Source organism: Paenibacillus sp. Soil766 (assembly GCF_001428105.1).
Classification (GTDB): Bacteria; Bacillota; Bacilli; order Paenibacillales; family NBRC-103111; genus Paenibacillus_E.
This window is the reverse complement of record NZ_LMSJ01000015.1, coordinates 1-20,864: the sequence shown is the minus strand read 5'-3', so window position 1 is coordinate 20,864 and position 20,864 is coordinate 1. Positions and strand designations below refer to the sequence as shown.

The following is a 20,864-nucleotide window of genomic DNA, read 5'->3' as shown; positions in this document are numbered from 1 at the left end:
CTACTTCTACTTCTACTTCTACTTCTACTTCTACTTCTACTTCTACTTCTACTTCTACTTCTACTTCTACTTCTACTTCTACTTCTACTTCTACTTGCTACTCTAACTTCCCCACTCCACGCCAAATCCCCCCTCTCCCACATGTTAACTGTAAAAAGTACATCTAATTTCTCCATTTTCCTCGTTTCCGACAACTTAACTGTATTTCCTGTAGCTAATTCGGCTGTATCTGGCCGTAAAGCCTGAATCGGTGATTTTAACTGGAGGTTTCTCCTAGGCCCCCTAAAGAAACTGGAGTCTTCCTACCCATTTTATTAAAATAGGGATATGGGAGATGATCCGGTATGGGAAAAAGATTGAACCAAGAAGAACGTCTAAAAATTGTTAAAGAAGCATTGGCTGGAGTTAAGGTTGGAGTGTTAGCCCGCATGTACGACATTCATCCAGAAACTATCCGGGAGTGGATTAGGGAGCACCGTGACTCTATTCCACAAGAAGAAATACCTAAGGCTGACGAGCATTTACAGGAGCTTCAAAGGCTTCAAAAAGTTGAAGAACGCTATGAGATGGCCTGTAAGGTGCTCGGTGAAAAGGAACTAGAAATTGAGATTTTACGTGAGCTGCTAAAAAAGAAGAACCCCGCTTATCTGAAAAATTTGAAGTAGCAGACCTATTTATTAAGCGGGGAAATCCAACTGCAAAGGTTCTGCGCATACTTGGATTGTCAGAATCTACCTACTATGATCGGAAAAAGCGAGCTGCACAATTGGAACCAAAACGCCCGAAAGTTGCTGTAATGGGTCGTCCAGTGCCTGGCTATTCGCTTACGGAATCGGGGGATACGGTTAGTGATGAACAGATCAAAGAGTGGCTACTGGAACTCCTTGAAGGCGAAGAACATGTTTACGGATATAAACTTCTAGCACAATGTGTTCGCAACCAACATGGTGTAATACTGAACAAAAAGAAGTCGTATCGCTTGTGTAAAGAGCTAGGAATCCTTCAAAAACAACGCAAACAGATCCAAACACATCCTCGCAGATTAGCGAAAAACAGATCCATAACGGGGCATAACCAGCTCTGGCAAATGGATATTAAGTATGGTTATGTCATGGGACAGGAACGTTTCTTTTATGTACTCAGTATTATCGATGTGTTCGACCGCGTTGTCGTTGGGCAATACAAGGGTCGGGTATGTGAAGCCAAACATGCCGTCCAAACACTGTGGAACGCGTTACAGAACCGTATAACAGCAAGTGATACGTTACCCGTCGTTCGAACGGACAATGGGCCACAATTCATTAGCAAGTTATTTCAAGACACCTGCGAAAGCCTTGATCTGGTCCATGAGCGCATACCGCCACGAACCCCGAACTTGAATGCGTTCATCGAGTCTTTCCATAGCCTGTTAGAACGCGATCTCTTCAGTCAAAGGGATTTCATGACCTTTGATGAAGCGTACACGGGGCTCGATGACTATATGGACTTTTACCACAATCGTAAGATGCACGGTAGTTTGAAGTTAATGCCACCAAGGAAGTTTTCAGAATGGGTAAAGACGCTCGACGACTCTTCGGCATTTCATAATTCCATGTAAATGCTCGAAATAAAGAGTATTTCTAAGAATGAGCAAAGACTGTAGGCTAAGACACCGGATTAAGGGGGCCTAGCCGGTTTTCCATCTAATCGTCCAAAAGGAGCAAAACCCACGAAAATAGATGGAGGTTTTCCAGTTAATTCAGACGGTCGCTCCTGTGGCGGGGGTTGGGATTGGTTTGGCGCAGTTAACGGGCTCGGTGACAGCATATTGGTCGCGCAGAGTAGGTGCCCGAGCTTATTGCAGCGTGTTGGTCGCGTTGCATAGTTGCCGGACCTTGTAACAACGTGTTGGTTGCTTAGCGTAGTTAGCCGAGCTTGTTGCAGCGTGTTGGCTGCGCAGCGTAGTTGGCCGGACCTTGTAGCAGCGTGTTAGCTGCGCAGCGTAGTTGTCCGAGCCTAGCTGCCGGAGGCGGGCCGCTCTGAGAGACGCCGCCTCCGGCTTGCGGCCTCGAAGCCCCCACCTGCCAGCGTACCGCACCACACCGGCACGCCCACACACAAAAGGCGCTTCCTCATCCAACGAGGAAGCGCCTTTCCTTTACCCTACAACTGCAGAAGAACCCTTCTGCAGTTGGTACATTTTCGCGTAGCGCCCGCCCAGCGCCATGAGCGTCTCATGATTGCCCCGCTCGGCGATCTCACCGCGGTGCAGCACAAGAATTTGATCCGCATCGCGGATCGTGGACAACCGATGCGCGATGACGAGCGTCGTTCGCCCTTCACTCACAACCTTCAGCGCTTGCTGGATGAGCCCTTCCGTCTCACTGTCGATGGATGCTGTCGCCTCATCGAGAATCAGGATCGACGGATCGAACGCCAACGCGCGCGCGAACGAGATCAACTGCCGCTGGCCGGAGGACAGCGTGCTGCCCCGCTCGACGACTTGCTCGTCGTAGCCGTTCGGCAGCTGCTCGATAAAGCCTGATGCGCCAACATCGTGCAGTGCAGCCTTCACTCTCTCGAGCGAGATGTCCTGATTATACAAGCTGACGTTGAACTTGATGTCTCCGGCAAACAGGAACGGATCCTGCAGCACGATCCCCATATGCTTACGCAGCGCTTGCTTAGACATCCCCTTGATGTCGCGGCCATCAATCGTGATCGCGCCTTCAGCAGGCTCGTAGAAGCCGAGGAGCAGGTTCAGGATCGAACTTTTGCCAGAGCCGGTGTGCCCGACGAGGGCGATCGTTTCCCCTTTTCGCGCCTCAAAGGAGATATCCTTCAAGACATTCTCCCCTTCCTTATAAGCAAAGGTGACATGATCGAACTTCACGATACCCTCAGGTCGCTGCACGTGGCCAACCTTCTCAACGTCTTGACCTTCCATGTCAAGAATTGTGAACACCTTTTCCGCCGATACAAAAGCCCGCTGTGCATTCGTCAACTGATCGAAAATCCCAATGATCGGTTGAAAAACCCGACCCAAGTAATCAATAAACGCATAAAACACCCCGAACGAAATAGCGGTCTCCAAGGATTTCCCGCCAAAATACCAAATCACCATCGCCGTCACTAAGCTGCCGATCGTCCCAACCACGTTACGTGTAGATAGGCCGTAAATTTGGAATTGCTTCCGCTGATTCACATAGCGATCCATGTTCAGTACTTCGAACTCATCTAGCGTGACTTTCTCGCGGCGAAAAGCCTGAATAATCGGCATCACAACGATCGATTCATTGATCATCGCGTTCATATCGCTTAGCCTGGCGCGCATGATGGTGATAAAAATCTTCGAGTATTTGAGATGAACATACATAATCACCACAAAAATCGGCGGCAGCACCAAGCAGAACATGGCTAGATGCCAATCCAGTAGGAAAAGCGCGACATAAATCCCGATCAGTTGCAGCATGCTGACAACGAACGTGGCCATGAAACTCATGAACAGATCACGGACAGCTTCTGTATCGTTGGCGATACGAGATACGACTTGACCGATCGGCGTGTTATCGAAATAACGCAGTGAAATACGCTGAATGTGGCCCATTAGGTCCATCCGCATGTTTTTAATGATTTGCAAGGCCGTAGATTGCAGGATATACGCTTGGGAGTAATTACATAGTCCTGCGGTGACCAAAAGGCCCATATAGAGGCCAAGTAATTTAAGCACTGGCGCCATTTCATGCACGCCGGTTGAGAGGTACTTATCAATAATCGTTTTCGTTATATAAGGCCCGCCCAGCTCGGCAGCTACTGAACAGCAAAGAATGAGCAGCGCTCCGAGAATTCTGAACTTGTAGACGAGTGCATAAGACATAAGTCGTCTGGCCGTGGTCGGTTTAGACATAATAGTAGTCCTCCTTTCTCAATCCTCGAGACTAGCTTCCATCTGTTGACGATCCCACTGTTCACGGTACCAGCCACCGAACTGCATGAGCTCCTCATGGGTGCCCTCTTCAATGACTCTGCCCTCATCAAGAACGAGAATCCAGTTCGCATGGCTCACTGCAGACAGTCGATGTGTGGAAATAAGTGTGGTACGCCCCGCACGTTCCTTGCGGATATGCTGGAGAATGCGACTTTCCGTACGTGCATCTACCGCAGAAAGTGAGTCATCGAGCAGCAAAATCTCCGAATCAATCAACAACGCACGCGCAATCGCTAGACGCTGCTTCTGTCCGCCGGACAGCATCACGCCGTTCTCACCTACAATAGTGGCTAAACCTTCTGGCATTTGGGCAATATCTTGGGTAAAAGAAGCCATCTCCACGGCGTGCGCAATCTCTTCTGGCGAAGCCGTATGCTTGCCTAATGCGACATTGTCGCGAATGGATTTGGATAGCAGCAGATGTTCCTGTGGCACGTAAGCGACCCAACGTTTGATTTGATCGATGGCGATTTGCTCGATGGGTACACCTGAGATATTTAACTTTCCTGGCTCAATCGGATATTGGCGAAGCAATTGCTTCAGAAGTGTAGACTTCCCGCTACCCGTCCTGCCTACGATCCCAAGCGTCTGTCCCCGCGTCAACTCGAAGGAAACATGAACAAGACTCGGATGATTCGCGGTCGGATAGGTGAACGTCAGATCGTTCATCTCGATTCGTTCAGGCACAGCGACATGGACAAGCTTCTCAGCGTCCACAATATCCGCTTGCTGTGTCAGCGCCTTATCGAGACGATCTGCCGAAGCGCTGCCGCGTTGCAGAACGTTAATAAACTCGCCGAAGGAAATCATCGGCCAGATGAGCATACCGAGGTAAATATTGAATGAAATCAGCTGTCCCAGCGTGATTTCACCTTGGAACATGAGATACGACCCATATCCGATGCCGATTGAATAACTGAGACCAACGATCAACGAGGTTAATGGTTGGAACAGTGCATTGAGCATCGATACACGTCGGTTTTTGTTCATCACATCCGATGTCACGTCATCGAAGGCTTTCAAATCCTGCGCTTCTTGCACATAGGAACGAATTACTCGAATACCGGAGATCGATTCCAGCGCATGATCATTCATCACACCGAAGGAGGCTTGAGCCGCGAGGAAGCGTACGCGCACCTTTTTGCCTAGCAGATTAATCATCAAAGCAAGACAAGGCAGCGGAATTAGCGCCGCAAGCATTAATTTAAAAGAGATCAGCGACACCATCGTAATGATGACAACAGACGCCCCCACGATTGTAGAGACGAGCGTCATCACCCCGTACCCGGAGGTTTGACCAATGGCTAGAATATCATTCGTCGCCAGCGCCATCAGCTGTCCCGTCGTGTTGCGTTGGAAGAACGGTGGCGACATTTTGGACAAATGCGTTAATAAGCGCCCTCGAAGCAACTTCTCCACCAAAGCGGAGTTACCGAATAAGTTCGTGATCCACAAATAGGTCATGACATACAGAAGCAGCGAAAGGCCAATCAGCAGGTAAACCGTATAATGAAGCCCGGAAGCTGTTAAATTCCCCGTACGAATATGGTCAATGATATTCCCGATCATTTTGGGCGGAATCGTCGCTAAGATATTCACACCGATTAAGAGGGAGACTGCGAGCACATAATACTTCCATCTCTCTTTGAAAAACCAACTAAGCTTCATAACAAAAGACAACATTACCACCTCTTTACAATTTCTTGGCACACTCATTGATTCTATAGTTTAAGCGAAGTGAAGTCCACACCCGATCTTTGTTAAAACGAAACTTTCAGGCTCGTCTGCATCCTTCTCACAGATACGAACATCATGAGAACAGAATCTTATCATATTCGCATATAGAAAGGAAGAGAACAACGATGAAAATGATAAAAAAAACACTAGCGATCCTCACCCTATCCAGCATGCTGACAATAGGAGCAACTTATGCAGGTACTACAGAAGCAATGGAGCCCGATACAGCCGTAGGAGACTTTAGCGGGAGCGCAATAAAAGAAGCAATTAAGCAAATGCAATCGACCGGTGTCATTACCTCCATTCGCACAACAGGTGATACCGCACAAATTCACATACAAGGTACAGGAGTGGACGGTATTGTTCTCAATGTTGGCCCCGATACCACCTACCAAATGCTCGACGGCACGAAGTTGACACTTGCTGACCTTCACGTCGGATTGACGATCACTGCGGAGCATTCCTTAGCGATGACGTTGAGCTTGCCTCCCCAGACATCTGCTTCCAACATCACGGTACTTGATACGGCAGCTCATAAAGGTGCTTTAGGTACGTCTGGCGTCATTGAAGCTGTACACGAAGATGGCAGCCTTCTTGTCAAAGGTCAAGGACTTACGGAAGATGCGCCAGATGAGGTTGTTCTTACAGTGGGTGCAGACACAGCCATCGTAGACGGTAAGGGTATACCCATTGACAAATCCACGCTGGTTAAAGGCGCGAACGTTATCGGATTTTACGGGCCTATGATGACCAAAAGCTTGCCGCCGATTAGCAACGCTTGGAAAATCGTTGTAGAAGCTACAGAAGAGTAAGATTTGAACACGCCTTTATGTAAAAATTTCAGGCCGTCCTTGTGGGACAGCCTGTTTTTGTTTGGAAGGGGACGCCCATGTGATGGATGTACACTGTCCAAATGTTCCGTTTTTTGGTACAATAACTGAAAATTCAATCGTATAAGGGGACTCCTATGGAATACATTAGCACTCGCGGCAAAGTAGAACCTATCGGCTTCATCGATGCGATCCTGATGGGATTGGCCAATGACGGCGGTCTACTCGTACCGAAACACATCCCGCAGCTATCTGCTGACACACTTCAAAGCTGGTCAAAGCTCGCCTACTCAGAGCTCGCTCTCGAAATTTTCTCACTGTTTGTGAACAACGAAATTCCACGCGATGAGCTGAAGCAGCTCGTTGATGAAAGCTATGCAACGTTCCGTGACGAAGCGGTTACACCCGTTAAGCGCCTAAGTGATGACACGTACGTGCTCGAATTGTTCCACGGACCTACATTTGCATTCAAGGATATTGCATTGCAATTCCTTGGTAACCTGTATTCGTACGTTTCCCGCAAAACGAACTCCATCATCCACATCCTCGGAGCTACTTCCGGTGATACAGGGGCTTCGGCCATCGAGGGTGTTCGCGGTAAAGAGGGCATCCGCATTTGTATCCTGCATCCGCACCAGAAAGTCAGCAAGGTACAAGAACTTCAAATGACAACCGTCAATGACGAGAATGTATTGAATCTGTCTGTTGAAGGTACCTTCGATGATTGCCAACGCATTATCAAGGAGCTTTTCGCAGACGTTGAGTTCAAGCACCGCTACCATTTGCGCGCGATTAACTCAATTAACATTGCCCGCATTTTGGCACAAACGGTCTATTATTTCTACGCTTACTTCCAACTGCCACAAGAGGGGCAGGCTGCTAAGGTGAATTTCAGCGTGCCGACGGGGAACTTTGGCGATATTTTTGCTGGCTACTTAGCTCAGAAAATGGGACTTCCAATCAATAAACTTATTCTTGCTACGAATGAAAACAATATTCTTGAGAAATTCGTACAAGAAGGCGTGTATCAACCAGGCGAGTTCCGCGGTACGTACAGCCCGTCCATGGACATTCAAGTCGCGAGCAACTTCGAACGCTACTTGTTCTATCTATACGGCGAAGACGCTGGGGCTGTTAACGCGATCATGGAGCAGTTCAAGGCCGAAGGCCGCGTCGTCATCCCAGCCGATAAGCTCAAGACTGTACAGGCTGACTTCGCCGCGTACGGCGTGAAGAACGACGAGTGTCTCGACACGATCAGCGACTACCACGCGAAGTACGAGTACCTGCTTGATCCGCACACAGCGTGTGGTGTCGCAGCAGCCGATAAACTCGCCGTCGCTGGCGAGGTAACGGTGTCCTTGTCCACGGCGCATCCGGCGAAGTTCGATGAGTCGATCCGTTTACGCGGGATTGCTCAGACGTATCCGGAGCAAATCCAAGCGCTGTTCGACAAACCACAGTTCCAGAAGGTGGTTGGCGGTTCGAACGACGAGATCAAGGATGAGCTCGTGAAGTTTTTCTAGTAAGGGTTTAATGGGGCTTCTGCCCCTTCAGTAGAAGCCTTCCTTCCACGTTTGTGGAGGGAAGGCTTTTTGTGCGCGGGGATCCTCCCTGCTATTCCACCAATTGCATGACCAGCTTCCCCCGCCAATTACCACCTACTCCCCATTCCTAGTAGCAACTTTAAGTCGACCAACAGGGTTAACTGAAAAACCTCCATCTATTTTCGCGGTTTTTACCCCGGTTGGACGATTAGATGCAAACCTTCATTTATAATCGCCAGTTTCGGGCTAAACAGCTAGATACGGTGAAATTAACTACAGGAAATACAGACAAGTTATCGAAATTGAGGAAAGTGGCAGAATTAGATGTACTTTTTCCAGTTATATCAGTCCTCAGACCGATCTCCTTCCTTCCCTATAGTCTGAAGACACTTGTACCCTGTCATGGTATTCTTAGAGTAATGAATCTAACCCATAGGAGTGAACAAATTGAATATGAATATGAGTCGCAGCGCCTTTCTCGGCCCGATCTTGATTCTGCTAGGTGTTTTTATGTTTCTAAAAGGGGATGTATCGTTCAGTGCAGGCACCATTTTCGAATATTTCTGGCCCACGATTTTCGTCATTCCCGTCGGAGTCTTCTTCCATTGGTTGTACTTCTTCATCATGCAACGACGAGGCGTAGGCGTGCTTGTTCCAGGTGGTATTCTACTTACGACAGGTATCGTATGCCAAATCTCCGCGCTCTTCGATATTTGGCACCTCATGTGGCCAGGTTTCATGCTCGCTGTGGCAGTCGGCTTGTTCGAACTGTATTGGTTCGGCGGCCGCAATAAGTATTTGCTCATTCCGATTAACATCCTATCGGTGTTGTCATTGCTGTTCTTTGCGATCTTCTCCATCGGTTCGCTCTTCGGGACGCTCTTCCATAACAATTCAATCATCGCCATTGGGCTCATTGTCGTTGGCGGTCTCATGATGATCGTACGTAGTCGAAACTAGTCAAACATATCAAAAGCCGTCCCGCAGGTTCACTGCAAGGACGGCTTCTTTGTCAATGAGGCGTATATTTGCCAATCGAGACGTTGTCACGCTCATGAACACTCAGGATATGCGAAAGCGATAGGCTTCCTCCGTCATTTGTTAACAAGCCAAACCGAGCGTTCAAGCCCGACCAGCCTTCTAACCCATTATTCTTATACATCCCAGCCACATAAGCTTGGGCAAGCTCTTTATTCGACCAGAACTCGATACGCTTATTTCGGTCGCGCTAGATCCCCCATTTGATCAGCGAGGAGGAGGAGGAAAAGCTTCTGAAAATCCGTGTTTCGCGGCACATCCTCATACCCATCTGCAAACACGACCACCGTATCTGAACGAGCCCCGAGGTTCTCACCAATTATCTCAACCTTTAAACTATATCTACCGTGAAGCAGCAAGGATACATAATTGGCGTATGTATTCTGGTTATCATCGAACAACAATTAAATAAGGGTAACTTCGCATTCTGCCTTATAAAAAAAGGCCTGCGAATGATCATCATCCACAAGCCTTTCTATTAACCCGCCACAACGTTATCCCCTGTGGATTGTTTGATTTGTTTGCTTCGCAGTTGACCACAAGCAGCATCAATGTCCGTCCCGTGCTCCAGTCGCACACTGCATGAGATGCCTTGTTTCTTCAGTGTATCGTAAAAAGCGCGCACCGATTCCCGCTCGCTCCGCTGATACTGGCTGTGCTCATCCACCGGATTGTATGGAATGAGGTTCACATTCGCAAGCTGACGGATATGCCCAATCAGTTCAGCCAGTTGAAGCGCATGCTCTCTGCCATCGTTCACGTCTTTGAGCAAAATATACTCAAGCGTAATACGGCGATTCGTTTTCTCCAAATAGTACTCAATCGCTTCCATCAACGTCTCGATCGGAATCGCTTTGTTGATTTTCATGATACGAGTACGAAGCTCGTTCGTTGGCGCATGCAAGGAAATCGCTAGATTTACTTTCAAATCGGAGTCCGCGAACTCTTTGATCTTACCAGCGAGACCGCTAGTCGATACGGTAATATGGCGTGCGGCAATATCCAGACCTTTCTGATCTTTCACGACGCGGATAAAATCAACCATATTCACGAAGTTGTCGAATGGTTCGCCAATCCCCATTACAACAATATGGCTTACGCGCTCAGCTTTGCCCATAGCATCCAAATGAAATTGGACTTTCATAATTTGTTCCACGATTTCCGCCGCGGACAAATCACGACTCTTGGCCAACAAGCCGCTGGCACAGAAACTGCAGCCAATGTTACAACCCACTTGCGTCGTCACACAGACGGATAAGCCGAATTTATGACGCATCAGGACCGTTTCAATCAAATTGCCATCCGATAGCTTGAACAGAAATTTCATCGTGCCGTCCGCCGACTCCTGCCGAGTGTGCTCATTCAAGGTATGAATAGCAAAATGCTCGTTTAACGTGGCCAAGCAATCCTCTTTAACATCAGTCATTTCCGCGAACGAAGCGACCCGCTTGCGATACAGCCAGTCCCATACTTGCAGCGCGCGCGACTTTTTGTAGCCTTTCTCGGCCAGCCAAGCGACCAGTTGATCAAATGTTAATCCATAAATGGATGAAAGTTTCATTCCGTTATCCTCTTTTCAAGACTATCACATGCAGTCCAGTTCTTCTAAGCAGCCGAAGCGTACCATATAGTTCATATTGTGCCAAAAATCCTCCCTGAACACAAGGGAAGCCTATCATTTCCACAAAGAAAAGGCACCTCCCAATCCGGGGGCACCTCTTTCACAAGCTCATCTTAGCTAATCAAGCACTCGTTACAACGACTTTACGTTCCTCTTCCGCCACCACTTCATTATCCAATACCAAGCCATAAGGGATACAGAGCGGCACACCGGCACGTTTATCCACGATGACATCGGCATGAATGGCGAACACATCGAGCAGCATTTGCGGTGTTACAATATCCATCGGCGCACCTTCATAGACGACATTCCCTGATTTAATCGCGATCAAATGATCTGCATAACGCGTCGCATGATTCAAATCATGCACAACCATGACGATTGTCGTATTGTGACGCTCGTTAATTTCCTTCAACAGACAGAGGACCTCAAGCTGATGCGCCATATCCAAATAAGTCGTTGGCTCATCTAAGAACAGCATATCCGTTTGCTGCGCTAATGCCATTGCGATCCATACCCGTTGACGTTGACCACCAGACAGATGATCGATCGGACGATCCTTGAATGCTGTCATCCCCGTCACTTCGAACGCCCAGTTGATGATCTCGCGATCTGAGCTGGACATCTTCTGGAAGCCGCGCTGATGCGGGAAACGACCATAGCCGACTAGCTCTTCAGCTGTAATGCCTTCTGGAGCAGATGGCGATTGCGGTAGAATCGCTAATTTCTTCGCGATTTCCTTCGTCGATTGATGATGAATGGAATGGCCATCTAGGAACACAGTTCCTTCTGTCGGCTTCAATAGTCGCGACATAGCTTTCAATATCGTCGATTTTCCCGAGCCATTGGCTCCGACTAGTGCGGTGATTTTACCTGTTGGAATCTCGATACTCAAATCATTGATGATTTTCAATTTATCGTAAGAAACATGTAGTTGTTCGGTATATATTCTCGTTGCAATTGCCATGAGGAACATCCCCTTTTCCAATATGTATATAGGGTTGAACGATTCGTAGATTTCTCTCCATTAACTAAAAATGATAATCATTATCAATGAAAATGTCAAGGTTTTTATGCAAAAATAGGATGCCCTAAGGCACCCTACTTCTCCTATCTATCTTGAGGTTTACACTTTAAACCGCGCCACAGCCAATTGCAACTCATTCGACATCCCATTTAAATCGTTAGCCGTTCTGGCAACTTCCGAAATTGTTGCTAATTGATGCTCCGTTGCGGCCGCAACCGCCTGTGTCAGCTCCGTTGTCATGCGAGTTAGCTCTGCCATTTCCACGATTCCCGCCAGTACTTCCTCTGAACTTGCTGACATTTGCTCCGAAACGGCAGATACATCGGTCATCTGATCGACGACCTCCTGTACCGTGCCAGAAAGCTCCTTGAACGTACCGTCCGTTTGCTCAACGACAGCCTGCATAGCCTCCACTTCCCCGAGACCGCGATCCATCGCAACAACAGCGTCTCCCGTCTCGTGTTGAACACGCTCAACGAGCTCAGCAATTCGCTCTGTCGCTAGTCGAGATTGATCCGCAAGCTTGCGAATTTCCGTGGAAACGACTACGAAGCCCTTACCGTGCTCACCTGCTCTCGCTGCCTCAATGGAGGCATTCAGTGCAAGCAGATTCGTTTGTCTGGTCACATGCGTGATAAGGACTGTGATCTCCCCGATTTCCTCGGACATCGATTTCAAGCTCTGAATCGCTTGTACCGCTTGTTGTACAGAGCGCAAAGCTTCCGATATTTGCAGCATGCTCTGCCCCATCCGTGCATTGCCTTCGCTCGTATGTGCGCGTGCGTTACCTGAAATATCCGTAGCATGACCTGCAGATTCCGCTACGCGTTGAATCCCGACAGCCATCTCATTCATGGCATGACTGCTTTCCTCTGTGCCTTGACGTTGCTGCTCCGAATGTGAAGCAAGCTGGCCCATCATCTCCGATACAGACGCTGTAGATTGGCTAGTCTGCTGAGCACCCGTTTGCAGCGATTCCGATGCCGCCGAAACCTGCTGTGCTGCTTGTGCAATCTGAACGATTAGGCCGCGAAGGTTCCCGACCATGTCCTTTAAATGATTGCCCAAAACACCTAATTCATCACTGCTTTTGCTTTTGACCAGCGATGCATCCGACAAATCCCCTGCTGCCGCCGACTGTGCCAGCTTCATTAATGGGGTAATCTGACGGAGATATAATCGTACAATGAAGACGATGAAAAGGGTTCCGACCACAATGGCGATTAAACCCGCCCATATCGATTGGAGCGTATATGCATTCATCTGTGCCTGCAGAACGCCATAATCGAAATCTAATCCCGCGAAAGCAACTAGTTTGCCATCCTTATCTCGAATCGTACTCACCGCACTCACCCAAGTCCCTAATGAATCTTGGTAGACTCCCGTGATACCGAAACCTGTTTTCTCTGCTTCTTTAAGCGCCGTGAGCAACTCAGGAACTGGTGCATATGGATCTGCCGGCTTCTCATCGACATATAGCTCCGCATTGGATAACAAATTCAAAAGAGCTGGCTCTCCCTCCAATGTTGTCCATTCTGGGTAAAATAAGTACGCATTCTCGACCAATTCCCCTTGAGAGACACGGTCCATATCCTCCTGTACGTTCATTACAGCAGGTTCATACTTATAAGCTTCCTTATTCAGCTTTAATTCTGTCTTTGATTTCTCAATATACTCTATTTTCTGCATGAGGGGCGCGTGGAAAATCCCTTCAAGTGCAACCAAGTTATCTGACATTTGCCGTTGATGCTGTTGATAGGACACGAAGGTTAGCAGCACGCAAAGCAGAATATAACAGGCAGCTGTCCAAGCTGAGATTTTGAAAGAAAGTGATCGAAAAAACCTAACAGATGTTTGCTTGCCTTGTGAATTAGCTTGTGACATGATTAACAAAAACACCTCCAGAGTTGTACAGCACAGCGTTTTGGTACGTATAGGTCTTATAGGCCTTATAGATCATACAGGTCAGTCTTCTAGATTTCGACAAAGTTTTTAGAAACCCTTCCCAAAGTATTATTTAGAATTTGTTGTGAGGTTATTTTCGAGGACTACAGGAAAAAGGAGTTGTAAAATGATGCCAGTAATTCGAGCGCTTATTTTTGATTTTGACGGCACGATTCTGGATACGGAGACTGCTTGGTATGAGGCGTTCAAGGAAGCTTATCTCGAGCATGAGGTGGAGCTGACTTTGGATATGTACGGGAAGTGCATTGGGACGTCCTTGCATGTTTTTGACCCCTATGAATATTTGATAACGGAGCTGAAGATTCCATTGGATCGGAAAGCATTTCGGGATAGCGTACATGTTCGACATGCTGAAAAAATGGCACATGAAGGCATTCGCCCAGGCATTCTTGCTTATTTAGAGGCGGCCAGAGAATTAGGCCTACACATTGGATTAGCTTCCAGCTCCAAGCGTTCCTGGATCGATACGTATTTGGCGCAGCTGGGCATCGGTGACTATTTTGAGACGATTCGCACCGCAGATGATGTCGCTTTAGTAAAGCCTCATCCCGAGCTGTATGAGCTTGCGCTGAAGGATCTTGGTGTGCAACCGGATGAAGCGATTGCGATCGAGGATTCACCTAACGGTGCTCGCGCGGCGGCAGCCGCAGGTATGCATTACATCGTGGTGCCTAACCCAGTTACGAAGTTTCTGTCTTTTGACGGGGAGCCGCGCACGGTGGGGACTTTGGAGGAGCTGTCTCTGCAAGCATTGTTGGAGGCTGTCGAAGGTAAGTAGATGATGCGGGAGCGGAAAATGAAACAACTGTGAGAAAAGATTCGGTACACGGATAAGATTCCGTACACAGAATGGTCCAGTTTAGAAAGTGCTTCATTACAAAAAGATCGGTAAACGGAAAAGCTTGTGTTGACGGTTCCTTCAATTTAACTGATAATGATTCTCATAATCAAGCAGGGTTAAAAAGGAGCTGAATTTCGTGCTTATTCAACAGAGAACCATTATTGTACAACCTGGTAATAGCGACAACGTCGTAGAACGCTTTAGCAAGGAAGGACCGCTGGACGGTATGGAAGGGCTTATCGATGTGACTGTTATGGTCAACAAGCGGAGCATAGAGACTGAAGAGGTCGTCGTTTTCATTCGTTGGGAGTCCGAGCAAGCGTGGAAAAACTGGGAGAAAAGCCCCGAGCATCTCGCTGGCCACCGCAATAGTAAAGGGCAGGAACGTCCGGAATACGTCATTTCATCGAATGTAAGCATGTTTGATGTGAAGAAAGTGCGGCCCGGCCAGTTCGGGAAATAATAAGGTGGCGCGGGGAGATCCTGCGCTGCCTTTTTTGTTGGTTGGCAGTTGGCGTGGCGGGTAGATGCGAAGTTGCGCGGGGGGCACGGGTGCAGGTGCGAGTACGGGCTACCACCTCCACAACTGGAAAACCTCCATCTAATTCGATGGAATTTCCGCGTAAATGACGAATAACTGGATTACCTACAGCTAATATTAGCTAAATTCGCCCATTGGGCTAAAATTCGCAAAATTAACTACATGTTTTCCAGCTAAATCGTGATTCGGCGAAAAAGCGCCAGGATTAGCTGTAGTTTTTCCAGTTATTCGTTGCCGCGGGGCTGGGGCTGGTAAACTTGGGGGCGCCAGCATGGGGTGCTCGTGCTGGGGCTGGGGCTGGGGCTGGGGCTGATGCTGATGCTGATGCTGATGCTGATGCTCGTGCAGTATGTGTCCGTTCCCGTTACTTGAGTAGCTACTATTCGATGGTGTTATGTGTTATGGGGGTTGGGTTTAAGTTTCTGTTCTGTTATGGGTTAATCCTTCTACTTACTTCACACCATGCAAAGCATCCAAAGCCGCCTGCTCGTCTGCGACGAAGAAGAATTGCTTGCCATGATTGCATTCGTAGATGAAATCGCGGAGGCTTTTGCTGTCGTATTGATCGAATTCGCCGATGACGGCCATTTTCATTTGGTAGTTCGTGTATTTCTGGAGAACATCGCCTGCTAGCTTCGTTTTGAGCTCAAAGAAATCCTCTGTCACATTCCACTGATTAATAATAAACTTGTCGCATCCTGTCAGGTATCGGACCGATGCCATTAAATCTAGCGCATCTTGCTCGTTGCTGATAAGAATGTCCGTGCTCTCCACAATGGCTACTTGAGAATCGCCCTTTTGATTGATCGATGTATTCATATCATTTCTACCTCTTTCTCCATATGCTCGTCAAAGATGACCTCTTCGTCCCGTTTATTCAGTTCATTTTCCTCGAGAACAACGAATTTATCTCCGTATTCTTTGATGATATGCGTTTCTCCCCACATGCAGAGCGAATCCAAGATCGGTTTCAGGCTTGCCCCATATTCGCTGAGCGCATACTCCACTTTAGGCGGCACTTGATTGTACACGATTCGCTCCACAATCCCATCGTCTTCGAGCTCTCTGAGCTGTTGTGTCAGCATTTTCTGAGTGATTCTAGGCATCAGTCGCTTGAGATCACTCGTTCTCCGTTTTCCATGGGTCAAATGGCAGAGAATGACGCATTTCCACTTCCCGCCGATCACTTCCAGCGTGGCTTCTACAGAGATGTTGTACAGCTTTTTAGCCATCTGATGATTCCCTCCAACCCAATCTATAGGCACTAAAAAGTACCTACCTTACTTTAAAGTACGTACTGGTCATTCCGACTATTATGATTGATAATAGCACTTACCGGCCGGGACATACAAGTTTGGAGTGATTGCTATGAAACAAGAAACCAAAGGAAATACACTAGCGCTGCTTGCCCTCGCGGTTAGCGCCTTCGCCATTGGAACAACCGAGTTTATCAGTGTCGGACTGCTTCCGCTCATTGCTGAGGACCTTCATATATCCATCACAGGTGCAGGGTTAACCGTTACTTTATATGCGTTAGGGGTTACATTCGGAGCCCCAATCTTAACTTCACTAACCTCAACCGTCTCACGCAAAACGCTGCTACTCTGGATCATGCTCGTGTTTATCGCAGGCAATCTCTTGGCTGCCACAGCAAGTGGCATCGTCGTGCTGCTGATCGCTCGCGTCATCTCTTCGCTGGCGCATGGCATCTTCATGTCGATCGGCTCGACCATCGCCGCTGATCTCGTACCCGAGAACCGCAGAGCCAGCGCGATTGCGCTCATGTTCTCGGGGCTTACCGTCGCCACCGTAACCGGTGTGCCGATCGGCACGTACCTCGGCCAGCAGCTAGGCTGGCGGGCCGCTTTCTTCGCCATTGTCGCGGTAGGCGTGCTGGCGCTCATCGCGAACCTGATCTTGGTGTCCGCTAATTTGCGCAAGGGCACCCGCATGCGGCTTGGCACACAGCTAAAGCTGGTTACCAACGGGCGACTGCTGCTCGCCTTCTCCATTACAGCCTTAGGCTACGGCGGCACCTTCGTGGTGTTCACGTATTTATCTCCACTGTTACATGAGATTACAGGATTTGCAGAACATACCGTAGCGTTAATACTACTCCTGTATGGGGTTGCCATCGCGATCGGTAATGTCATCGGAGGTCGCGCCGCGAACCGTAACGCAAGCAAGGCTTTGCTCATCATGTTTCTTTTACAATCCCTCGTGCTGTTTCTCTTTATGTTTACAGCGCCATTTAAAGCTGCGGGCTTAATCACCATCTTTTTCATGGGATTACTCGCATTCATGAACGTACCTGGCTTGCAAATTTATGTCGTACAGCTTGCTGAACGATTCGCCCCAGAGGCCAAAGATGTCGCATCTGCCTTCAACATTGCGGCTTTCAACGCGGGCATTGCCGGGGGAGCATTCCTCGGAGGCATGATTACCGATTCCATCGGACTTATTCATACCACCTGGGTAGGCGGAGTGATGGTCTTCGGTGCCGTGCTTCTAACGATTTGGAGCCGCAATCTCGAAAAAGCAGATCAAACAACACAATCACAACCAACCATTTTAGGAGGAATACCACAATGACCAACAACCTAGAACAATCAACTACACTTCATAACGGCGTAACCATGCCCTATCTCGGCCTTGGCGTATTCAAAGTAGAGGACGGCCCGGAGGTCGTGCAAGCGGTGAAAGCAGCCCTGAAAATCGGTTATCGCAGTATCGATACCGCGGCCATTTACGGTAATGAAAGCAGCGTAGGACAAGGGATTCGCGAGGGAATGGCGGAGAACGGCCTAACTAGAGATCAACTTTTTGTAACGTCAAAAGTATGGAATGCCGATCTGGGCTATGCGTCTACGATTGCTGCCTACGAAGCAAGCTTGGTGAAGCTCGGCTTAGACTATCTCGATCTTTACCTCATTCATTGGCCTGTTCAAGGCAAATATGTAGAGGCGTGGCGAGCGCTCGAGACGCTCTATCAAGAGGGCCGCGTCAAAGCGATCGGCGTGAGCAATTTCCAGATTCATCATTTGGAGGACGTGATTCACTCGGGAACGATTAAACCGATGGTCAACCAAGTGGAGCTTCACCCACTCCTCGCTCAAACGGACATCCACGCGTTCTGCAAGGAGCATGGCATCCAGTTAGAAGCGTGGTCCCCGCTGATGCAGGGTCAGCTTTTGGATAATCCTACATTAAAGGCACTGGCTGAACGTCACGGCAAATCCATTGCACAAGTCATCCTGCGGTGGGATTTGCAGCGCGGTATCGTCACCATTCCCAAATCGACGAAAGAGCATCGCATCTTGGAAAATGGTTCGATTTTCGATTTCGAGCTTACGAACGAGGACATGGCAGCGATCCATGCGATGAATCAAAATCTGCGCGTTGGCCCAGATCCGGATAATTTTGATTTTTAATAGATAAATGGTGATGAAGCCCTGCCTCCTTCTTCGGAAAGAGAGTGAGGGCTTTTCGCTAGGAATAATTCCCTTTTTAATGGCAAATATTACTTCCATCTACAGTTGGGAGGATGCATCAGCGATATGAGCAATGAACAAAGCGGCAACAACGAACACGCCAATATGACTTTGACGAACCGTCAAGGCCATCCGATTTCAGATAATCAGAACATCCGCACGATTGGCAATCGCGGCCCGTCGACACTTGAGAATTACCATTACATCGAGAAGATTTCCCATTTTGATCGGGAGCGCATTCCAGAGCGTGTGGTGCATGCGCGCGGCGCAGGGGCTCACGGGTATTTCGAGGCGTATGGAACAGTCGGCGACGAGCCGGTCTCTACGTATACGCGGGCTAAGCTTTTTCAGGAGAAGGGGAAGCGTACCCCTGTTTTTGTGCGGTTTTCGACCGTGGTGCACGGCACGTACTCGCCAGAAACATTGCGGGATCCGCGCGGCTTCGCGACCAAATTTTATACGGAGGATGGCAACTGGGACTTAGTCGGCAATAATTTAAAAATCTTTTTCATCCGCGATCCCTTAAAATTTCCCGATATGGTTCACGCGTTCAGGCCAGACCCTGTCACAAACCTGCAGAATCCGGAAAAAATGTTCGATTTCGTCTCCAATACGCCGGAAGCGACGCATATGATCACCTTCCTCTTCTCGCCTTGGGGCATTCCAGCCAACTACCGACAAATGCAGGGGTCGGGCGTCAATACGTACAAGTGGGTCAACCAGAACGGGGATGCCGTGCTTGTGAAATACCATTGGGAGCCGCTGAAGCAAGGGATGAAGAACCTGAAACAGTCCGAAGCCGAGGCGATTCAAGGTAAAAATATTAGCCATGCCACGCAGGATTTATACGAAGCTATCGCGCGCGGTGACTATCCAGAGTGGGAGCTGTGCGTGCAAATTCTCAGCGACGACGAGCACCCTGAGCTCGATTTCGATCCGCTAGACCCTACGAAGCTGTGGGATCATGAGAAAATTCCTTTTCGGAAAGTAGGCAAAATGGTGCTGGATCGCAATCCTGAAAATTATTTTGCTGAGGTCGAACAGGCAGCTTTCGGGACAGGGGTACTCGTCGATGGCCTCGATTTCTCGGACGATAAGCTGCTGCAGGGTCGGACATTCTCCTACTCGGATACCCAGCGATATCGCGTGGGCACGAATTACTTGCAGCTGCCGATCAATGCGCCGAAATCCCCTGTCGCGACGAACCAGCGGGATGGGCAGATGACGTTGATTGTGGACAAGGCCCTCGCGCAAAACCCGCATGTCAATTACGAGCCCTCCTCGCTAGGCGGATTGCAAGAAGCGGCGCCCTCGGGCAAAGAGCATCAGCCGATGTACAAGGATCGTTTGGTGAGAGAGAAGATCAGCCGTACGAATGATTATGGGCAGGCGGGCGATACGTACCGCAAGTTCGATGATTGGGAGCGCGATGAGTTGATCGCGAATTTGGTGGGGGCTTTGAAGATCTGTAAGCCTGTGATACAGGCGAACATGATCAGTTATTTCGAGCAGGCCGATCCGGATTACGGACGGCGTGTGTCGGAGGGGCTCGCTCAAGCGAAAATTGAGCTGGAGCACTTGGGTTCAGCCGCCGCGAAGGCTGGGGCTGAATTGGCGGAGACCGCTGGGCAACGGACGGACGGTTATTAAAGAGGAAGGCACCCGGGATGGGTGCCTTCCTCTTTTGTGGGGGCGAGCGCTGAGCTGATGCGTTAGTGATGTTTTTCATCACTAACAGCGCTCTAATCTGACTCAGTACGCTTTTTCCGGTGCGTTAGTGATGTTTTTCATCACTAACAGCGCTCCAATCTGACTCAGTACGCTTTTTCCGGTGCGTTAGTGATGTTTTTCATCACTAACAGCGCTCCAATCTGACTCAGCACACTTTTTCTGGTGCGTTAGTGATGTTTTTCATCACTAACAGCGCTCCAATCTGACTCAGCACACTTTTTCTGGTGCGTCAGTGATGTTTTTCATCACTAACAGCGCTCTAATCTGACTCAGCACGCTTTTTCCGGTGCGTTAGTGATGTGTTTTTCATCACTAACAGCGCTCCGATCTGACTCAGCTCGCTTTTTCTGGTGCGTTAGTGATGTTTTTCATCACTAACAGCGCTCCAATCTGACTCAGCACACTTTTTCTGGTGCGTTAGTGATGTTTTTGTATCTGAGTCAATAGAGTGGACACAAAAAAGAGCTAAGAAATCAGTTTCTGTTGCTTGTAAAACTGCGATTCAAACTTGTCTGGGGACAAATAGCC

At 48.7% G+C, this 20,864-nt stretch carries 21 protein-coding genes; 11 read left to right on the top strand and 10 right to left on the bottom strand.

Features of this window, described 5'->3' with window-relative positions:
- Positions 1-344: 344 nt before the first annotated feature.
- The 3 genes from ASG89_RS36360 to ASG89_RS37655 all read left to right on the top strand — a co-directional run bounded on the left by ASG89_RS36360 (position 345) and on the right by ASG89_RS37655 (position 1,880).
- Positions 345-665, top strand: coding sequence for a transposase (locus tag ASG89_RS36360; RefSeq protein WP_057311125.1), 321 nt, complete (start codon positions 345-347; stop codon positions 663-665).
- 11 nt (positions 666-676) lie between these two features.
- Entirely contained in the window at positions 677-1,597 is a 921-nt protein-coding gene (locus ASG89_RS12915; protein WP_063867856.1) for an IS3 family transposase, read from the top strand.
- A 121-nt stretch (positions 1,598-1,718) separates the two neighbouring features.
- A complete protein-coding gene (locus tag ASG89_RS37655) occupies positions 1,719-1,880 on the top strand; it encodes a hypothetical protein (protein WP_235549747.1) in 162 nt (53 codons plus the stop codon).
- Between the two features lie 24 nt (positions 1,881-1,904).
- Here the strand turns inward: ASG89_RS37655 and ASG89_RS37650 are convergent, their stop codons facing one another.
- The 3 genes from ASG89_RS37650 to ASG89_RS12905 form a co-directional block, all read right to left on the bottom strand.
- Complete coding sequence (locus ASG89_RS37650; protein WP_157276637.1) at positions 1,905-2,060, bottom strand: hypothetical protein; 156 nt, start codon at positions 2,058-2,060, stop codon at positions 1,905-1,907.
- 77 nt (positions 2,061-2,137) lie between these two features.
- Complete coding sequence (locus tag ASG89_RS12910; RefSeq protein ID WP_057311123.1) at positions 2,138-3,886, bottom strand: ABC transporter ATP-binding protein; 1,749 nt, start codon at positions 3,884-3,886, stop codon at positions 2,138-2,140.
- A gap of 18 nt (positions 3,887-3,904) precedes the next feature.
- Complete coding sequence (locus tag ASG89_RS12905) at positions 3,905-5,650, bottom strand: ABC transporter ATP-binding protein (protein WP_057311122.1); 1,746 nt, start codon at positions 5,648-5,650, stop codon at positions 3,905-3,907.
- Between the two features lie 179 nt (positions 5,651-5,829).
- Between ASG89_RS12905 and ASG89_RS12900 the strand changes: the two genes are divergently transcribed.
- The 3 genes from ASG89_RS12900 to ASG89_RS12890 all read left to right on the top strand — a co-directional run bounded on the left by ASG89_RS12900 (position 5,830) and on the right by ASG89_RS12890 (position 9,041).
- Positions 5,830-6,516: a hypothetical protein gene (locus ASG89_RS12900; RefSeq protein WP_057311121.1), complete on the top strand. Its 687-nt coding sequence runs from the start codon at positions 5,830-5,832 to the stop codon at positions 6,514-6,516.
- 155 nt (positions 6,517-6,671) lie between these two features.
- The gene (thrC, locus tag ASG89_RS12895) at positions 6,672-8,060 is read left to right on the top strand and encodes a threonine synthase (protein ID WP_057311120.1); all 1,389 of its coding nucleotides are present in this window, start codon (positions 6,672-6,674) and stop codon (positions 8,058-8,060) included.
- Positions 8,061-8,534: 474 nt separating this feature from the next.
- Entirely contained in the window at positions 8,535-9,041 is a 507-nt protein-coding gene (locus ASG89_RS12890) for a hypothetical protein (RefSeq protein WP_235549748.1), read from the top strand.
- A gap of 52 nt (positions 9,042-9,093) precedes the next feature.
- Here the strand turns inward: ASG89_RS12890 and ASG89_RS36350 are convergent, their stop codons facing one another.
- From ASG89_RS36350 to ASG89_RS12870, 5 genes are all read right to left on the bottom strand, one after another.
- On the bottom strand, positions 9,094-9,243 hold the full coding sequence (locus ASG89_RS36350) for a hypothetical protein (RefSeq protein WP_157276636.1): 150 nt from the start codon (positions 9,241-9,243) through the stop codon (positions 9,094-9,096).
- Positions 9,244-9,295: 52 nt separating this feature from the next.
- Entirely contained in the window at positions 9,296-9,520 is a 225-nt protein-coding gene (locus ASG89_RS37645; RefSeq protein ID WP_157276635.1) for a hypothetical protein, read from the bottom strand.
- A gap of 77 nt (positions 9,521-9,597) precedes the next feature.
- Entirely contained in the window at positions 9,598-10,680 is a 1,083-nt protein-coding gene (rlmN, locus tag ASG89_RS12880; protein ID WP_057311118.1) for a 23S rRNA (adenine(2503)-C(2))-methyltransferase RlmN, read from the bottom strand.
- A gap of 181 nt (positions 10,681-10,861) precedes the next feature.
- The gene (locus ASG89_RS12875; RefSeq protein WP_057311117.1) at positions 10,862-11,707 is read right to left on the bottom strand and encodes an ABC transporter ATP-binding protein; all 846 of its coding nucleotides are present in this window, start codon (positions 11,705-11,707) and stop codon (positions 10,862-10,864) included.
- A 159-nt stretch (positions 11,708-11,866) separates the two neighbouring features.
- Complete coding sequence (locus tag ASG89_RS12870) at positions 11,867-13,651, bottom strand: methyl-accepting chemotaxis protein (protein ID WP_057311116.1); 1,785 nt, start codon at positions 13,649-13,651, stop codon at positions 11,867-11,869.
- Positions 13,652-13,838: 187 nt separating this feature from the next.
- Here ASG89_RS12870 and ASG89_RS12865 point away from each other — a divergent pair, with 187 nt between their 5' ends.
- Together ASG89_RS12865 and ASG89_RS12860 are read left to right on the top strand one after the other, a co-directional pair.
- Complete coding sequence (locus ASG89_RS12865) at positions 13,839-14,510, top strand: HAD family hydrolase (RefSeq protein ID WP_235549746.1); 672 nt, start codon at positions 13,839-13,841, stop codon at positions 14,508-14,510.
- A gap of 199 nt (positions 14,511-14,709) precedes the next feature.
- Positions 14,710-15,036: an antibiotic biosynthesis monooxygenase gene (locus tag ASG89_RS12860; RefSeq protein ID WP_057311115.1), complete on the top strand. Its 327-nt coding sequence runs from the start codon at positions 14,710-14,712 to the stop codon at positions 15,034-15,036.
- Positions 15,037-15,564: 528 nt separating this feature from the next.
- On the opposite strand, the gene ASG89_RS12855 is transcribed toward ASG89_RS12860, so the two are convergent.
- Positions 15,565-15,933: a DUF4180 domain-containing protein gene (locus tag ASG89_RS12855; RefSeq protein ID WP_057311114.1), complete on the bottom strand. Its 369-nt coding sequence runs from the start codon at positions 15,931-15,933 to the stop codon at positions 15,565-15,567.
- Positions 15,930-16,346: a winged helix-turn-helix transcriptional regulator gene (locus ASG89_RS12850; RefSeq protein ID WP_057311113.1), complete on the bottom strand. Its 417-nt coding sequence runs from the start codon at positions 16,344-16,346 to the stop codon at positions 15,930-15,932. The genes ASG89_RS12855 and ASG89_RS12850 overlap by 4 nt, the downstream gene beginning before the upstream one ends.
- Before the next feature lie 136 nt (positions 16,347-16,482).
- Between ASG89_RS12850 and ASG89_RS12845 the strand changes: the two genes are divergently transcribed.
- The 3 genes from ASG89_RS12845 (at position 16,483) to ASG89_RS12835 (ending at position 20,255) form a co-directional block, all read left to right on the top strand.
- On the top strand, positions 16,483-17,706 hold the full coding sequence (locus tag ASG89_RS12845) for an MFS transporter (RefSeq protein WP_057311112.1): 1,224 nt from the start codon (positions 16,483-16,485) through the stop codon (positions 17,704-17,706).
- A complete protein-coding gene (locus tag ASG89_RS12840) occupies positions 17,703-18,545 on the top strand; it encodes an aldo/keto reductase (RefSeq protein ID WP_057311111.1) in 843 nt (280 codons plus the stop codon). Before ASG89_RS12845 ends, ASG89_RS12840 begins: the two co-directional genes overlap by 4 nt.
- Positions 18,546-18,671: 126 nt before the next feature.
- Entirely contained in the window at positions 18,672-20,255 is a 1,584-nt protein-coding gene (locus tag ASG89_RS12835) for a catalase (protein WP_057311110.1), read from the top strand.
- Positions 20,256-20,864 lie beyond the last annotated feature (609 nt).

Coding starts and splice junctions, on each gene's coding strand:
- ASG89_RS12840 (WP_057311111.1), top strand. CDS start 17,703: ATGACCAACAACCTAGAACAATCAACTACACTTCATAACGGCGTAACC.
- ASG89_RS12890 (WP_235549748.1), top strand. CDS start 8,535: ATGAATATGAGTCGCAGCGCCTTTCTCGGCCCGATCTTGATTCTGCTA.
- ASG89_RS36360 (WP_057311125.1), top strand. CDS start 345: ATGGGAAAAAGATTGAACCAAGAAGAACGTCTAAAAATTGTTAAAGAA.
- ASG89_RS12905 (WP_057311122.1), bottom strand. CDS start 5,650: ATGTTGTCTTTTGTTATGAAGCTTAGTTGGTTTTTCAAAGAGAGATGG.
- ASG89_RS12900 (WP_057311121.1), top strand. CDS start 5,830: ATGAAAATGATAAAAAAAACACTAGCGATCCTCACCCTATCCAGCATG.
- rlmN (WP_057311118.1), bottom strand. CDS start 10,680: ATGAAACTTTCATCCATTTATGGATTAACATTTGATCAACTGGTCGCT.
- ASG89_RS37655 (WP_235549747.1), top strand. CDS start 1,719: ATGGAGGTTTTCCAGTTAATTCAGACGGTCGCTCCTGTGGCGGGGGTT.
- ASG89_RS12845 (WP_057311112.1), top strand. CDS start 16,483: ATGAAACAAGAAACCAAAGGAAATACACTAGCGCTGCTTGCCCTCGCG.
- ASG89_RS12850 (WP_057311113.1), bottom strand. CDS start 16,346: ATGGCTAAAAAGCTGTACAACATCTCTGTAGAAGCCACGCTGGAAGTG.
- ASG89_RS12865 (WP_235549746.1), top strand. CDS start 13,839: ATGATGCCAGTAATTCGAGCGCTTATTTTTGATTTTGACGGCACGATT.
- ASG89_RS12870 (WP_057311116.1), bottom strand. CDS start 13,651: ATGTCACAAGCTAATTCACAAGGCAAGCAAACATCTGTTAGGTTTTTT.
- ASG89_RS12875 (WP_057311117.1), bottom strand. CDS start 11,707: ATGGCAATTGCAACGAGAATATATACCGAACAACTACATGTTTCTTAC.
- thrC (WP_057311120.1), top strand. CDS start 6,672: ATGGAATACATTAGCACTCGCGGCAAAGTAGAACCTATCGGCTTCATC.
- ASG89_RS36350 (WP_157276636.1), bottom strand. CDS start 9,243: ATGTATAAGAATAATGGGTTAGAAGGCTGGTCGGGCTTGAACGCTCGG.
- ASG89_RS12855 (WP_057311114.1), bottom strand. CDS start 15,933: ATGAATACATCGATCAATCAAAAGGGCGATTCTCAAGTAGCCATTGTG.
- ASG89_RS12835 (WP_057311110.1), top strand. CDS start 18,672: ATGAGCAATGAACAAAGCGGCAACAACGAACACGCCAATATGACTTTG.
- ASG89_RS12910 (WP_057311123.1), bottom strand. CDS start 3,886: ATGTCTAAACCGACCACGGCCAGACGACTTATGTCTTATGCACTCGTC.